Source organism: Rhizobium sp. O111, from assembly GCF_055616315.1.
Window position 1 is genome coordinate 1,556,671 of record NZ_JBSHXL010000001.1, and the last position, 14,724, is coordinate 1,571,394.

Genomic DNA, 14,724 nt, shown 5'->3' on the forward strand with positions numbered 1-14,724 from the left:
GGAACCGCCGTATCGTATCAGGCGCGCACCCTGCGGACGCGCGCCCTCTCCCACCCTCAATCGCGATATTGCGGCTCCTCGGCGTCGAGCATGCGCTTGATCGCCTCCAGATGCAGCCGTGCCGATTCCGGGTCGCCCGCGCGCATCTGGCGGTAGGCGGCCTCGGCGATATCGGGAGCAACGGGCAGGACCTGGCGGCCGGTGGAAAGCGCCAGCGTCTGCACCTGGCAGGCGCGCTCGAGATAATAGAGGTCGTCCCAGGCTTCGGCGATGTTTGGCGCCAGCACCATGACGCCGTGATGCTTCATGAAGACGATGTCGGCGTCGCCGATCGCGTTGGCGATGCGGTCGCCCTCGCGCTCATCCAGCGCCAGGCCGTTGTAATCGCGGTCATAGGCGGTGCGGCCGTAGAATTTCAGCGCCGTCTGGCCGGCGAAGATCAGCGGCTCGCCCTCGGTCATCGACAGCGCTGTCGCGTAGGGCATGTGGGTGTGGAAGGCGACGCGGGCGCGCGGAACGCGGGCGTGGATGCGGGCATGAATATAGAAGGCGGTCGCCTCCGGCTCGCCCTCGCCCGAGACGACGTTGCCGTGAAAATCGCAGATCAGCAGCTTCGAGGCCGTCAGCTCGCGGAAGGCATAGCCATAGGGATTGACGATGAAGAGATCGTCATATCCAGGAACCAGCGCCGAGAAATGATTGCAGATTCCCTCCTCCAGCCCATGGCGCGCCGCCATGCGAAAGCAGGCCGCCAGATCGGCGCGGGCCTGCCAGACCTCCTCGGTGTCGAGTTCCGGCTGGTCGGCGCCGGAAACGCCGGTTACCGCGGAGGACTTGTTCAGGGAATGCGCCATGTCGATGCTCCATTGCGATGATCGCCGCATGGTAGCGCGCTCCGGGCAGAAGGCCAGCCTCCTTGCAATGCAATTTCGTGGACCGACAGCTCAGCGCGCGATGGCGCCATCCATCACCCGCAGCTGGACGCGGCGCGAGCCCTGGTAGTGATTGTCGCCGAGCGAACCCGCCACATGCAGGTTGGCGCCGCGCGAGTTCAGGAGCAGGTTTCCGAGCTGCGTATCGGCGGCGCGGAAGGCGATGCCGTCGAGGCGGGCGCCATCCATGGCTTCCAGCGTTACCTTCACATGCTTCTCACCGACGATCCTCGAATCGCGGACGCGGTGGGCGGGGATGGCGAAGATCGGCTGCGAATGGCCGGAGCCGTAAGGGCCCGCCGTTTCCAGGCGATCGATCAGATCGATCGTTGCGCCGCTGGCGCCGATCGCGCCGTCAATCTTCAGCGTTTCGTTGGCCACCAGCGCTGCCACGGTCTTTTCGGCGCGCTCCGAAAAGAAGCCGCGCAGGCGGCCGAGCTTGTCGCGCTCGACGGTGAGGCCCGCCGCCATCGCATGGCCGCCGCCCTTGACCAGCAGGCCCTCGTCGACCGCCGCGCGCACCATCTTGCCCATGTCGAAGCCGTTGATGGAGCGGCCGGAGCCGGTTCCCTTGCCATTGGGGTCGAAGGCGATGGCGAAGGCCGGGCGCTTGAACTTTTCCTTCAGTCGTGCCGCGATCAGGCCAACGATACCAGGATGCCATTTTTCATGCGCGGTGACGATGACCGACGCGCCGCTGCCGTCGCCATATTCGGCGTAGGCTTCGGCCTCTGCCTCCTGCAGCATGTTGGCTTCCATCACCTGGCGGTCGCGGTTGAGCTCGTCCAGGCGCTCGGCAATGGCTTCGGCTTCGCCGGTGTCGTCGAGTGTCAATAGCCGGCTACCGAGTGCAGCATCACTGATGCGGCCGCCGGCATTGATGCGGGGCCCGATGAGGAAGCCGAAGTGATAGGGCGTCACCGGCCCGGCCAGGCCCGCCTTGCGAAACAGCGCCGAGAGACCGGCATTGCCCTGATGGCGGGCGGCGATCAGGCCCTTGACGACATAAGCGCGGTTCAGGCCCTTCAGCGGAACGACGTCGCAGACCGTGGCGAGCGCCACGATGTCGAGCCACTGCAGGAGGTCGATGCTGCGCGCCTTCGGATGGCCAGCTTCGCGCAGCAGCCGCAGCGTGGCGACCAGCACGAGGAAGACGACGCCGGCGGCGCAGAGATGCCCCTGCCCCGAGAGATCGTCCTCGCGGTTCGGATTGACCAGCGCGTGGCACGGCGGCAGATCGTGTGTCACCTGGTGGTGATCTATAACGACCACGTCGACATGGCGCTTTGCCGCCGCCGCCAGCGCCTCGTGGCTCGTCGAGCCGCAGTCGACGGTGACGATCAGGCGGGCGCCGTTGTCGATCAGCTGGTCCATGGCGGCGGGGTTCGGGCCATAGCCTTCGAAGACGCGGTCTGGAATGTAGATTTCGGATGTCACGCCGAAATGGGTGAGGAAGCGGTACATCAGCGCCGAGGAGGATGCGCCGTCGACGTCGTAGTCGCCGAAGATCGCCACCGGCTGGCGCGTGTTGATGGCATCGACGATGCGCTTGGCGGCCTTCTCGCAATCGGTCAGCTTGTAGGGATCGGGCATCAGCGAGCGCAGCGTCGGGTCGAGGAATTCGACCGCCTCGTCGACGGTGACGCCGCGGCCGGCGAGCACCCGGGCGATCAGATCCGGCAGGCCGTGCATCTGCGACATGGCCAGCGCCCGGTTCTGCCCGGCCTGGTCCAGCCGCGAGATCCAGCGATTGTCGAGAACGGATTTCTCGACACCCAGAAAGGCGCGCTGTACCGGATCGGCCGGGATATCCATCATGTCACTCCACTGCCACTACAAGGCCGTTCTACAGAGCCGTGACGGCAAACGAAAGACGGCGGAGCACGCCTGCGCCCCGCCGCCCACAGAATAGATCACCATGCGGTGACGCCCGATCAGTCCTCCTTCGGACGCTCGATGCGGATCACCTGCGGTTCGCCGACCAGATAGCCCTCGGTCTTGATCGCCTCGACAGCCTTGCGCACAGAATCCTCGGTGGTCGCGTGGGTGACGAGGATGATTGTCTGGTGGTGCGACGGCGAAAGGTGCTGCTTGGAGCGCTGCACGATGGATTCGAGCGAGATGTGATTCTCGGCCATGCGGGTGGCGACGCTGGCGAAGACGCCGGTGCGGTCGAGAACCGTCAGGCGGATGAAATAGCCGCCCTCGTGGCTCTGGATCTGCGCCTTGCGATAGGGTTCGAGTGACTTGGCCGGGTGGCCGAGCACCGGAACCTGCTGGGCGCCCGGGCGGCTCTTGGCGATGTCGGCGATATCGCCAAGCACCGATGAGGCCGTGGCATTGCCGCCGGCGCCGGGGCCGACCATCAGCAGTTCGCCGAGGATGTCGGATTCGATCGCAACCGCGTTGGTGACGCCATCCACCTGGGCGATGACGCTATCGACAGGCACCATGGTCGGGTGAACGCGCTGCTCAATGCCGGTATCAGTGCGCTGGGCAACGCCGAGCAGCTTGATGCGATAGCCGAGATCGGCGGCCGCATGGATGTCGTCGATCGAGATGTTGGTGATGCCCTCAAGATAGATGTCGTCGACGGCGATCTGGTTGCCGAAGGCGAGCGTCGTCAGGATGGAGAGCTTGTGGGCGGTGTCGTTGCCCTCGATGTCGAAGGCCGGATCGGCTTCGGCATAGCCGAGGCGCTGAGCTTCCTTCAGGCAATCGGCAAACGACAGGCCTTCCTTCTCCATCTTGGTCAGGATGTAGTTGCAGGTGCCGTTCATGATGCCGTAGACGCGCGAGATCGTGTTGCCGGTCAGCGATTCACGCAGCGCCTTGATAACGGGGATACCACCGGCGACGGCCGCTTCGAAGTTGAGCAGCGCGCCCTTCTCCTCGGCGATCTTTGCAAGCTCGACGCCGTGATAGGCGAGCAGCGCCTTGTTGGCTGTCACCACGTGGAGACCGCGCTGCAACGCGGCGCGGACGGCGATGTTGGCAGGCCCCTCGGCGCCGCCGACGAGTTCGACGAAGACGTCGATGTCGCCCTTGGTCGCCAGTTCCTCGGGCGTGTCGAACCACTCGATGCCGCCGACGTCGATGCCGCGGTCCTTGGTCTTGTCGCGGGCGGAAACGCCGGTAATCAGGATCGGCCGGCCGCACGTCGCGGCAAGCTGGTCGCTGCGCTGCTGAATGATACGAACGAGAGAGGCACCAACGGTACCCAAGCCCGCAACGCCGATTTTAAGGGCATCTGCCATGGATTGATCCTGAAATATGTCATGAATGGCAGCCGCCGAAGCGGCTGCCGAAAGAACTGATTGTATCAGCGGTGAGCGTTCAACGAGACGACGTTGTGCATCGTCTCGTCGGCGGTGGACATGAACTTCTTGATGTTGCGCGCCGCCTGACGGATGCGGTGCTCGTTTTCGACGAGCGCCAGACGCACGTAATCGTCGCCCATCTCACCGAAGCCGATCCCCGGCGCCACGGCAACATCAGCCTTCTCGACCAGCAGCTTGGAGAACTCCAGCGAACCGAGATGGCGGAACTTTTCCGGGATCTTCGCCCAGGCGAACATGGTGGCTGCCGGCGGCGGCACTTCGAAGCCGGCCTTGCCGAAGCTGTCGACCATGACGTCGCGGCGACGCTTGTAGACACCGCGGACCTCGGCGATATCCGAGCCGTCACCGTTCAGCGCATGCGTGGCGGCCACCTGGATCGGCGTGAAGGCGCCGTAGTCGAGGTAGGATTTCACGCGGGTCAGCGCCGCGATCAGGCGCTCGTTGCCGACGGCAAAGCCCATGCGCCAGCCGGGCATGGAGAAGGTCTTCGACATCGAGGTGAACTCGACGCAGACATCCATGGCGCCGGGCACCTGCAGCACCGATGGCGGCGGGTTGTTGTCGTCGAAGTAGATCTCCGAATAGGCAAGGTCGGAGAGCACGATGATGTCGTGCTTCTTCGCAAACGCTATGACGTCCTTGTAGAAATCGAGCGTCGCGACATAGGCCGTCGGGTTCGACGGATAGTTGACGATCAGCGCCAGCGGCTTCGGGATCGAGTGCTTCACGGCGCGTTCCAGCGGCGGGAAGAAGCTGTCATCCGGCTCGACCGGCAGAGAGCGGATCACGCCGCCCGCCATCAGGAAGCCGAAGGCGTGGATCGGATAGGTCGGGTTCGGGCAGAGGATGACGTCGCCGGGCGCGGTGATTGCCTGCGCCATGTTGGCGAAGCCTTCCTTGGAGCCGAGGGTGGCGACCACCTGCGTATCCGGGTTGAGCTTCACGCCGAAGCGGCGGGCGTAATAGGCGGCCTGGGCGCGGCGCAGTCCGGGAATGCCCTTGGACGAGGAATAGCGATGCGTGCGCGGGTCCTGGACCACTTCGCAGAGCTTGTCGACGATCGCCTTGGGGGTCGGCAGGTCAGGGTTTCCCATGCCGAGATCGATGATATCGGCTCCGCCCGCTCGCGCGCTTGCTTTCAAACGGTTGACCTGTTCGAAAACATAAGGCGGCAAACGCCGGACTTTGTGAAACTCTTCCATTTCTTTCCCCACGGAAACGCGGCCACCATGACCGCAAATCGAAGTTCGTCCTAACTTCCGGCTGCTTGCGACACGAACTTCAGAATCGCGAGCGCCGTATTCATCAGACGTCCAGCGCACGGCGATTCTTTGACGGACCGCCTCGGGGCTGACGCTTTATCAGGAAAATTTCATCTTCCGCACCTGACGGAAGGCTTTGCTTGCAAACGCCAGAGAAGGCAAGGCCTTATTTGGTGATTTCGGACAGCGTTTCCTGGCCGTGATCTTCGGCGAGCTTGCGGTATTCCGCAACGCGGCGCTGGTATTCGGCTTCCGAGATGGTGCCCGCCTTGCGCCGGTTGCTCAGCGCCGTCAGCTTCTGCTGCAGGCCGGAGGCTTCCTCGTCGTTCATCTGAACGTTGGCGGCGGTCAGCGGCGCGCCGAAGCCCGGATAGCCATCGCGATAGTGCGACAGACCGCTTTCGGTCGGCGCCTCGCCCTTGGTGGCATTCATGACCACGGCTGTCGGGGCCGCTCGCCTGGCGGCGATCTCGGCCTTTTCTTCCGGCGTTCGCATGCATCCGGCAAGCGCCATGGCCGCGGCGGCGCCGATGAGGGCGATGCGGGTGACGTTTGCGATGGTACGAATGCCTGTGTTGGTCATGCCAGAGGTTCCAAATCCTTAAGCTGCTTCGACTTGTTAAATTCGCAGCCTGCACAAAGCAATAGCATGAAGGCATGTCTGCGGAACTTGTTTTCTTGATCCGAGCGGATACAACTTGATTTGGATTAAGATGCTGCCGCCGGAGGAACCGCGTGACCGACAGCAACCAGGACAAGAGCGATAAGGGCCAAGGCCCGGGCTTCGAGGCAAAGGATTTCGATCCTTACATGCTGAAGGACCCGGAAACGATGGCGCTGAACTTCGCCCGCGCCCTGGAAAACCTGGGAAAAGCGGCATCCGCCTGGCTTGGCCCGCGCGAAAGCGGCGAGATCCGCGAAAACACCGCCGACCCCGTCACCGACATGGTCAAGACGCTCTCCAAGGTCAGCGAATACTGGATCTCCGATCCGCGCCGCGCCTTCGACGCGCAGACCAAGCTGATGACCAGCTTTTTCGGCGTGTGGATGCGCTCGATGCAGCGCATGCAGGGCGAATCGCTCGAGCCGGAGCCCGATCGTAAGGACAAGCGCTTCGCCGACCAGGACTGGGAGAAGAACCCCTTCTTCGAATTTCTGAAGCAGGCCTATTTCATCACCGCGGACTGGGCCGAAAAGCTGGTCACCGAGACCGAGGGGCTGGACGAGCACACGCGGCAGAAGGCCAACTTCTACGTCAGGCAGATCACGGCGGCGATATCGCCGACCAATTTCGTCGCCACCAATCCGCAGCTCTATCGCGAGACGATCGCGAGCAGCGGTGAAAACCTGGTGCGGGGCATGAAGATGCTGGCCGAGGACATCGTGGCCGGCCATGGCGACCTGAAGCTCAGACAGACCGACATGACCAAGTTCGCCGTCGGCCGCGACATGGCGCTGACACCGGGCAAGGTGATTGCCCAGAACGAGATCTGCCAGATCATCCAGTACGAGCCGACGACCGAGACGGTGCTGAAGCGCCCTCTCCTCATCTGCCCGCCCTGGATCAACAAGTTCTACATCCTCGATCTCAATCCGCAGAAGAGCTTCATAAAGTGGTGCGTCGACCAGGGGCAGACGGTGTTCGTCATCTCCTGGGTCAATCCGGATGCGCGCCATGCGACCAAGGACTGGGCGGCCTATGCGCGCGAAGGGATCGATTTCGCGCTCGAGACGATCGAGAAGGCGACCGGCGAGAAGGACGTCAACGCCATCGGCTATTGCGTCGGCGGCACGCTGCTGGCCGCGACGCTGGCGTTGCACGCCAAGGAGAAGAACAAGCGCATCCGCTCCGCGACACTGTTCACCACCCAGGTCGATTTCACCCATGCCGGCGACCTCAAGGTGTTCGTCGACGAGGAACAGCTGACGCGGCTTGAGAACTACATGAACGTGACCGGCTATCTCGACGGCTCGAAGATGGCGACCGCTTTCAACATGCTGCGCGCCTCCGAGCTCATCTGGCCCTACTTCGTCAACAATTACCTCAAGGGCCAGGAGCCGATGGCCTTCGACCTCCTGTTCTGGAACGCCGATTCGACGCGGATGGCGGCGGCCAACCACGCCTTCTACTTGCGTAACTGCTATCTGAAGAACGCGCTGACCAAGGGCGAGATGGTGCTGGATGGTCAGGCCGTCTCGCTGAAGAGCGTCAGGATCCCGATCTACAATCTCGCCACCCGCGAGGACCATATCGCGCCGGCGAAATCCGTATTCCTCGGCAGCCAGTTCTTCGGCGGCAAGGTCGATTTCGTGCTCGCCGGCTCCGGCCACATCGCCGGCGTAGTCAACCCGCCGGACAAGAAGAAGTACCAGTATTGGACCGGCGGTCCGGCCAAGGGCGAATACGAGGACTGGCTAGTGAGCGCCGAGGAAGCGGCCGGCTCCTGGTGGCCGCACTGGCAGGCCTGGATCGAGGCCAAGGACGGCAAGCGGGTACCTGCCCGCAAGCCGGGCGGCGATGCGCTCAACGCGCTTGAGGAAGCACCGGGCAGCTATGTGCTGGAGAAGGCGTAATCTATAGTCAACGCCTTGTGTGTGCTTGCACGGCTTGCACTACGGCGGGCACGATGCCCGGCGCCAGCGGCAGAGTCGGATCCTGGTAGGTGGCAAAGGGCGCGTCCGGCACGTCCGCTTTCAGCATGTGCGTGACACCAGGCAATTGCACCACCCTCGCATGCGGCATCGATCGCGCCAGCAAGCCGGCGTCCTCGACTGTCACCTGGACATCCCGGTCGCCCTGAACGATTAGCACGGGCAGGCTCAGTCCCTTGGCTAGCGCCACGGGATCGTAGCTGAAAAGATCGATCATGTATCGCTGCAGGCCTTGCCGAAACAGGGGCTGCAGGACGGCACTCATGGTCCCGACATCCGTTCTCCTCCCCTGCTCCAGCCCAGAGACGATACGGTCGATTTCCGCAAGATAAGGCGCATTGGCCGGGTTGTTGCGGAACTGCTCGCGCATCAGCGTGCTCACGCGGCGCCCTGGCGCGGCGAGCAGGATCAGTCCGCAGGGCGTCGCGCCCTTTGCGGCGGCGGCAAGTGCCACGAGGCCACCCTCGCTGTGACCGGCAATCCACACGCAGTTCGTGCCGATCCGCTCGGCGAAAGCGCGCTGCCATAGATCGACGTCGGCGGCATAGTTGGCAATCGTCACATCCTCCGGATCGGCGATCGCATCCTTGCTGCCGAAGAAGCCGCGCTTGTCGATCCTGAGCGTGCTCAGGCCGGCTGATGCCAGCGCCTCGGCAAGCAGTCGGTAGCTGTCGCTGCGCAGCCCCATCGGGCTGTTGCCATCCCGGTCGATCGGACCGGAACCCGGCACGATGACGACCCCGGCGCTAGCGCCAGGCACGATGATCGCCTCGCCCTCGAGCTGTCCCTGCGGCCCGGGAACAGTCATCACTTCGGCGGTTGCGGTCACGCCGGAGGCAAGGACCAACGCGGAAATAGCGGATGAGAGAAAAAGCCGACGCATTGATAAACCCGGTCATCGCTTCCGGTCACAAACGCGCCCGTGAAGCTGTTCAATAAAGTTTGCCGCAATGAATTTCTGGCAATGATGTTCAAAATCTCGGCTCGCAGACTATTCCGCTATTACAGATCAGCGCAAGCCGCCCGGACAGCCGACATCACCGTCCGGGGACGTTCTCTGAATTCACTCAAACATGATCACACTCGCCGGTGATGGCGGCAGCGGACTGATCGCGATGTCGCGGAAGCCCGCCATCGAGGCCATCTCGCGCAGGTCGGACGCCGTATAGGCGTCGCCGCGTGGTGTCGTCGCCAGCATTTCGAAAGCGAAAGCGGCGGGGAAGTCGGGGGAGACGCGGTCCTCGTTGGGGACGAACTCGACGGCGATCAGCTTGCCCCTGGCGCTGAGGCTTGGGCGCGCCTTCTTCAGCAGTTCCGCGCAGCCGGCAATATCGAAGTGATGCAGGAAGTTCGGCAGCATGATGAGATCGTAGTCGCTGCCCCAATCGACATCGAACGCGCTGCCGGCGATGAAGCTGAAACGATCGGCCACACCAGCCGCCGTCGCATTCTCCCGCGTCAGGTCCAGCACCGGCTTCCAGTCAAGCGCGACGATCCGCGCCTGCGGAATGGCCCTGGCGATCTCGATGCCGAAATAACCGGGGCCGGCGGCGATATCGAGCACCTTTGACGGCGGTGACGGCCATGCCGCGACATCGGCAGCAAGCGTCCTGCCCGCCCCGCCTGTAAAGGCACCCATGGCGCGGGCAAAGCGCACCCAGACGGGATTATCCGGCGAGAGGTTCGCCAACCCTTCGGCACCGCCATTGCGCACGCAGGCGGCGGGGTCGGTCAGAAAGAGCGAGAGCATCTGCGGTGCCGCGATGAAATCGATCGCCGAGCCCATATAGGCCGGCGAATGGCGATCGAGGAACACGGCGCTCGAGGGTGTCAGCGCGTAGGTGTCGCCGCTCTTGCTAAGGAAGCCGGCGACGACGAGATAGTCGCAGAGAATGCGGACGCCGCGCTCGGCACATCGCATCTCCGATGCCGCCGCCTTGGTCGTCTGGCCGGTTCCGATGACGGTGAAGAGGTCGAGTTCGATCGCCGCCTTGATGGCGGCCGTCTTGCGGACGGCGAACATCGCATCGACAAGCAAGGCCGGCGAAATCTCGTTAACAGATGCGGTTTGTGCCGAAGACATTGGCGTTTCCCCTCGGAAGCCTTCGATGCCTTTTCATAGCACATCCGCAATATGTTTTCCCGCTAATATTTATGTCAAAACGGCGACATAGATCGCGCCATCAGGCAGGCACTGAAGAACATTAGAAAAAATCGAACAAGATCAATATGGTTAGCGGATAAGGTGACGAATTTCGAAACAGACAACGCCGCCGTAAAGGGTTTGGTTACCATAATTCGGCATCATCTGAGCCAACCGGAAATCACGCACAGGCCGCATTTTGGCCCTGTTGCTCCCTTACCGGCCCCGGCGAAGAAGTATCCATCTATCTGTACCGCCGGCCTTAGTAACGAGTTGTGAAAGACGAGTGTTATGGCGTTTGCGGTCGATGTGTTTGCCAATACCAGGCCAGTAGGTACGTCCATTTCTCGTTTCAGTCGCTCATTCCGCCTTATGTCCGGGGCGGGTCTCATCGGTGCTAGTTTTGCTGCCTCGGCATGGGTCGTGACGTCGATCGCGACGATGCACGCCGTCGCTCCCGCACCCTACAAGAATGCCATCGGCGATATCGCGCTCGTGCAGCGCACCGCCGCGGCCGCTCCCAAAGAGCGCAATATTCACGTGAGCAAATTCTCGCGCCTGCAGCCGCTGACGGCGGAAAACCGGTCGTCGAAGCGTGATCGCCTGTTGACGCCTGACGTTCTGAGAGCCGCCTTCGTCGGCAGCTCCGGCCCTGTCATCGCTGACGCCATGCCGGCGCGCACCGTCGTTGCAGCCGCACAGCCGTCGAAGGTCAAGGACGACGCCGTTGCCGCAGCCCCTCAGGTTGTCAGCGCCAGCTCATCCGATCGCATCGTCATTCCGTCCAAGGCGGAGATCGCCGCCCTCGAAGGCCCTGCCCTTCTCGCGCTTGCCGCCATGCCGAAGGCCGCTTCGGATGAACAGCAGGCCCGCGTTGCCGTCAACGCGCCCGCTTCCATTCCCGCGAAGCCGGCACCTGTCGAAGTGGCAAGCGTCGATGTCGAGAGCGACGCCAGCAAGGGCGACGACGCCGGCAATGCCTTCGGCCTCGTTCTCAACGACAACAATTCCGTACCGCTGCCGATGGCCCGTCCCGACGGCATGACCAAGCGCGCGCCGGCAAACGACCGCGCCAGCCGCCCTGCAGAACCGGTGCTTGCCTATGCACGGCCTGATATCGGTGACGACGAAGGTGAAATCCCCGTCGTGCCGAAGCGCCAGGCAAGCCCTGTCGCCCGCGCCGGCGTCGCTGTCTACGATATCTCCGCAAGCATGGTCTACTTGCCGAACGGCGAACGCCTCGAAGCCCATTCCGGCCTCGGCAAGATGCGGGACAATCCGAAATATGTTCGCGAGAAGATGCGCGGCCCGACCCCGCCGCACACGTACCAGCTGACGATGCGCGAAAGCCTGTTCCACGGCGTCGAGGCGATCCGCCTCAACCCGGTCGGCGGCGCCGGCAACATCTTCAACCGCGTCGGCCTGCTCGCTCACACCTATATGCTCGGCGCACGCGGCGACTCCAATGGCTGCGTCTCCTTCAAGGACTACAAGCGCTTCCTCGCCGCCTTCAAGCGCGGCGACATCCGCCAGCTGGTTGTTGTCGAAAGCATGCCCGACAAGCCGCGCTCCACCTTCGCCTCGCTGTTCTCGTCGCGGTCCTAAGACCGCGACGCCTGCTCTCACAACATAATTCAGCGACCGCCGGCAGCCTCGATGATCATCTGCGTGATCTCGTCGGGATGCGAGATCAGCGACAGGTGGCTGGACTTGAGCTCGATCGTCTTGGCGCCCATGCGCTTGGCCATGAAGCGTTCCAGATCCGGATTGATCGTCCGATCCTCCGTCGACACCGCATACCAGCTGGGCTTCGAGCGCCACGCCGCCTGCGTGGTCTTGCCCGTCAGCAATGCCTTGTGGAACGGCTCCTGCACGGCGTAGAGCACCTTGGCCTTCGCCTCCGGCAGATCGCCGGCGAAATCGCGCAGGAACGCTTCCTCGCTCAACCGGCCTTCATCGCCATCGAAGACGATCCCGGCCGAAGCCGGCGGGGTCGGATAGGTCTTCGCCAGCGCCGTATAGTCCTCGCCCGCATCGGGCGCGCGGGCAGCGACATAAACAAGTGCAGAAACCTTGGGATGCACGCCGGCCTCGGTGACCAGCATGCCGGAAAAGGAGTGGCCGACGAGAACGGTCGGGCCATCCTGGCGGTCGAGCACCTTCTCAACCGAGGCGACGGCCTCCGGCAGCGTGGTCAGCGGGTTCTGCACGGCGGTGGCGTTGAAGCCGGCTGCCTGCAGGCGCGCGATCACCTCCGTCCAGCAGGAACCGTCGGCGAACAGCCCGTGGGCCAGAACGATGTTGCGCGCCTTGGCGGGCTGCATCATCGCGGCCATGCCGCGCGTGGAAACGAGGGAAGCGGCAGCACCGGCGAGAAGCGCTGTCGAGAAAGTCCGTCTGTTGATCATCATGGTCTTTACCTTCGGCTTTGATCCACCCGACCCGGCGACAGGCTGTGACCCCGCGCATGATCGGCACCGGTCGATCTGCATCGGCCTGCTGGTTCTCTTCCGGGCACCGTCGCGACACCATTGAAGGTGCCGCCGTGCCTTGGCCAAGACCTGCAGCCAAGACACGATCGCCGGCTGGCGCAGGTGAGGATGGCCCTCGTTCAGGCATGCCGTTTATGCCTGATTGTCCTGACGCGACCCGTATACGCCGGTGTCGGCGGTTTTGTTACAGGTCGGGTGCGCGGCAGGACGACTTTAAGCGCTCAGATTTCCTTGAGGCTCGGCGCATTGTCGAGCCGGCCGATCAGCGTGGTGCTCGCCTCGTTGAGGCCGTTCACCTCCACCGAAACGCCATGCGCCTTGAAGCGCAGCACCACGCGGTCCAGCGCCGCCACGGCGGTGATGTCCCAGAAATGCGCGTGGGTCAGATCGATCGTCACGGCCATGCCCTCGGCATCGGCGATATCGAAGGCGTCGATGAAGACGTCGGCGGAGGCGAAGAAGACCTGTCCGGTGACATGGTAGGCGATACGCTCGCCGGCCTCGTCCGTCTGCTTGGTGATCGACAGCAGCTTGGCGACCTTGAAGGTGAAGAAGACGCCGCTCAGCAGCACGCCGACGGTGACGCCGAGCGCCAGGTTGGCGGTGAAGACGGTGACGACAACGGTCGCCAGCATGACGATGCTCGAGGTCTTCGGATGCACCACCATGGTCTTGACCGACGACCAGTCGAAGGTGTCGATCGACACCATGACCATGATCGCGACCAAGGCCGCGACGGGCACCTGCGAGACCCATGGCTTCAGGAGCACCATGAGGATCAACAGCAGCGCGCCGGCGAACAGCGTCGAGAGACGGCCGCGGCCGCCGTATTTCACGTTGCTGACCGTCTGGCCGATCATGCCGCAGCCGGCGATGCCGCCGAACAGGCTAGCGGCGGCGTTGGCGATACCGAGGCCGGCGCATTCGCGGTTCTTGTCGCTCGTGGTGTCGGTGAGATCGTCGACGACGCTTGCCGTCATCATCGATTCCAGCAGGCCGACCATGGCAATCGCCAGCGCCGGGCCGGCGATGATCTTGAGCGTCTCCAGGTTCAGCGGCACCTGCGGCCAGGCGAAGATCGGCAGCGAATCCGGCAGCTTGCCGAGATCGGCGACGGTCAGCACCGGCAGATGCAGGCCGACGGAGGCCAGGGTGAGCAGCAGGATGCAGATCAGCGGCGACGGGATGGCGGTGGTGATGCGCGGCGCGATATAGATCACCGCGAGGCCGGCGGCCAGCATGGCATAGGCGATCCAGTCACCGCCGATGATATGCGGCAGCTGGGCGCCGAAGATCAGGATCGCCAGCGCGTTGACGAAGCCGGTGCGGACCGATTTCGACACGAAGCGCATCAACACGCCGAGGCGCAGCAGGCCGAACACGACCTGGATGACGCCGGCAAGCAGGCCGGCGGCGAAGAGGTAGGGCAGCCCGTGGGCATGCACCAACGGGGCGGCGACCAGCGCCACGGAACCGGCGGCGGCCGAGATCATCGCCGGGCGGCCGCCGGTGAAGGCGATGACGATGCCGATGACGAAGGAGGCGAAGAGGCCGACCTGCGGATCGACGCCGGCGACGAAGGAGAAGGCGATGACCTCGGGGATCAGCGCGAAGGTGGCGACGGCGCCGGCAAGCATTTCGCTAGTCGGATTGGAAAACCAATCCCGGCGGAAGGAGGATACGTGCATGTTGGTGATATCTCGCAAAGCGTGGCCCAACGCGCCCGGACGGGCGGTCGAAATATGGCGTGCAGGTTTTGCGTTGTCTGGCGGATCGGCGGCCAGAAGAGCCACCCGGAGTTTCACCGGGTCCGTGGTGAGTGGCTCCGTTATAGCCCGCATTTTTGCGGCGATGCAATATCGCCGCGCCATTTGGTGACCTCACGCGTTCGGCGTGGGACGC

11 protein-coding genes and 1 other annotated feature are annotated in these 14,724 nt (G+C 63.6%); of the genes, 2 read left to right on the plus strand and 9 right to left on the minus strand.

Annotated elements, in window-relative coordinates:
* Positions 1 to 56: 56 nt before the first annotated feature.
* The 5 genes from ACVTFQ_RS07980 to ACVTFQ_RS08000 form a co-directional block, all read right to left on the minus strand.
* A complete protein-coding gene (locus ACVTFQ_RS07980; protein WP_111565026.1) occupies positions 57 to 854 on the minus strand; it encodes an aldolase in 798 nt (265 codons plus the stop codon).
* Positions 855 to 944: 90 nt separating this feature from the next.
* Entirely contained in the window at positions 945 to 2,747 is a 1,803-nt protein-coding gene (gene recJ / locus ACVTFQ_RS07985; protein ID WP_470423750.1) for a single-stranded-DNA-specific exonuclease RecJ, read from the minus strand.
* A 119-nt stretch (positions 2,748 to 2,866) separates the two neighbouring features.
* Positions 2,867 to 4,189 (minus strand): homoserine dehydrogenase, encoded by a 1,323-nt coding sequence (locus ACVTFQ_RS07990; RefSeq protein ID WP_111565024.1) that lies wholly within the window; start codon positions 4,187 to 4,189, stop codon positions 2,867 to 2,869.
* Between the two features lie 65 nt (positions 4,190 to 4,254).
* On the minus strand, positions 4,255 to 5,475 hold the full coding sequence (locus ACVTFQ_RS07995; RefSeq protein WP_018900041.1) for an LL-diaminopimelate aminotransferase: 1,221 nt from the start codon (positions 5,473 to 5,475) through the stop codon (positions 4,255 to 4,257).
* A gap of 226 nt (positions 5,476 to 5,701) precedes the next feature.
* Positions 5,702 to 6,118, minus strand: a complete 417-nt coding sequence (locus tag ACVTFQ_RS08000; RefSeq protein ID WP_111565023.1) for a hypothetical protein — start codon at positions 6,116 to 6,118, stop codon at positions 5,702 to 5,704.
* A 152-nt stretch (positions 6,119 to 6,270) separates the two neighbouring features.
* On the opposite strand from ACVTFQ_RS08000, the gene ACVTFQ_RS08005 reads away from it, so the two are divergent.
* Positions 6,271 to 8,109: a PHA/PHB synthase family protein gene (locus ACVTFQ_RS08005; protein WP_111565022.1), complete on the plus strand. Its 1,839-nt coding sequence runs from the start codon at positions 6,271 to 6,273 to the stop codon at positions 8,107 to 8,109.
* A gap of 7 nt (positions 8,110 to 8,116) precedes the next feature.
* Here the strand turns inward: ACVTFQ_RS08005 and ACVTFQ_RS08010 are convergent, their stop codons facing one another.
* Together ACVTFQ_RS08010 and ACVTFQ_RS08015 are read right to left on the minus strand one after the other, a co-directional pair.
* A complete protein-coding gene (locus ACVTFQ_RS08010) occupies positions 8,117 to 9,070 on the minus strand; it encodes an alpha/beta hydrolase (protein WP_112437390.1) in 954 nt (317 codons plus the stop codon).
* 180 nt (positions 9,071 to 9,250) lie between these two features.
* Positions 9,251 to 10,270 (minus strand): methyltransferase, encoded by a 1,020-nt coding sequence (locus ACVTFQ_RS08015; RefSeq protein ID WP_111563616.1) that lies wholly within the window; start codon positions 10,268 to 10,270, stop codon positions 9,251 to 9,253.
* 351 nt (positions 10,271 to 10,621) lie between these two features.
* Between ACVTFQ_RS08015 and ACVTFQ_RS08020 the strand changes: the two genes are divergently transcribed.
* Positions 10,622 to 11,935, plus strand: a complete 1,314-nt coding sequence (locus ACVTFQ_RS08020) for a tlde1 domain-containing protein (protein WP_111563615.1) — start codon at positions 10,622 to 10,624, stop codon at positions 11,933 to 11,935.
* Between the two features lie 29 nt (positions 11,936 to 11,964).
* On the opposite strand, the gene ACVTFQ_RS08025 is transcribed toward ACVTFQ_RS08020, so the two are convergent.
* A complete protein-coding gene (locus tag ACVTFQ_RS08025; RefSeq protein ID WP_111563614.1) occupies positions 11,965 to 12,741 on the minus strand; it encodes an alpha/beta fold hydrolase in 777 nt (258 codons plus the stop codon).
* A 302-nt stretch (positions 12,742 to 13,043) separates the two neighbouring features.
* Positions 13,044 to 14,510: a SulP family inorganic anion transporter gene (locus tag ACVTFQ_RS08030; RefSeq protein WP_112437396.1), complete on the minus strand. Its 1,467-nt coding sequence runs from the start codon at positions 14,508 to 14,510 to the stop codon at positions 13,044 to 13,046.
* 71 nt (positions 14,511 to 14,581) lie between these two features.
* Positions 14,582 to 14,637, minus strand: a sequence feature (sul1 is cis-regulatory element that is thought to sense ions involved in sulfur or methionine metabolism; They are found in Alphaproteobacteria).
* Between the last annotated feature and the right edge of the window lie 87 nt (positions 14,638 to 14,724).

Coding starts and splice junctions, on each gene's coding strand:
- ACVTFQ_RS07980 (WP_111565026.1), bottom strand. CDS start 854: ATGGCGCATTCCCTGAACAAGTCCTCCGCGGTAACCGGCGTTTCCGGC.
- recJ (WP_470423750.1), bottom strand. CDS start 2,747: ATGGATATCCCGGCCGATCCGGTACAGCGCGCCTTTCTGGGTGTCGAG.
- ACVTFQ_RS07990 (WP_111565024.1), bottom strand. CDS start 4,189: ATGGCAGATGCCCTTAAAATCGGCGTTGCGGGCTTGGGTACCGTTGGT.
- ACVTFQ_RS07995 (WP_018900041.1), bottom strand. CDS start 5,475: ATGGAAGAGTTTCACAAAGTCCGGCGTTTGCCGCCTTATGTTTTCGAA.
- ACVTFQ_RS08000 (WP_111565023.1), bottom strand. CDS start 6,118: ATGACCAACACAGGCATTCGTACCATCGCAAACGTCACCCGCATCGCC.
- ACVTFQ_RS08010 (WP_112437390.1), bottom strand. CDS start 9,070: ATGCGTCGGCTTTTTCTCTCATCCGCTATTTCCGCGTTGGTCCTTGCC.
- ACVTFQ_RS08015 (WP_111563616.1), bottom strand. CDS start 10,270: ATGTCTTCGGCACAAACCGCATCTGTTAACGAGATTTCGCCGGCCTTG.
- ACVTFQ_RS08020 (WP_111563615.1), top strand. CDS start 10,622: ATGGCGTTTGCGGTCGATGTGTTTGCCAATACCAGGCCAGTAGGTACG.
- ACVTFQ_RS08025 (WP_111563614.1), bottom strand. CDS start 12,741: ATGATGATCAACAGACGGACTTTCTCGACAGCGCTTCTCGCCGGTGCT.
- ACVTFQ_RS08030 (WP_112437396.1), bottom strand. CDS start 14,510: ATGCACGTATCCTCCTTCCGCCGGGATTGGTTTTCCAATCCGACTAGC.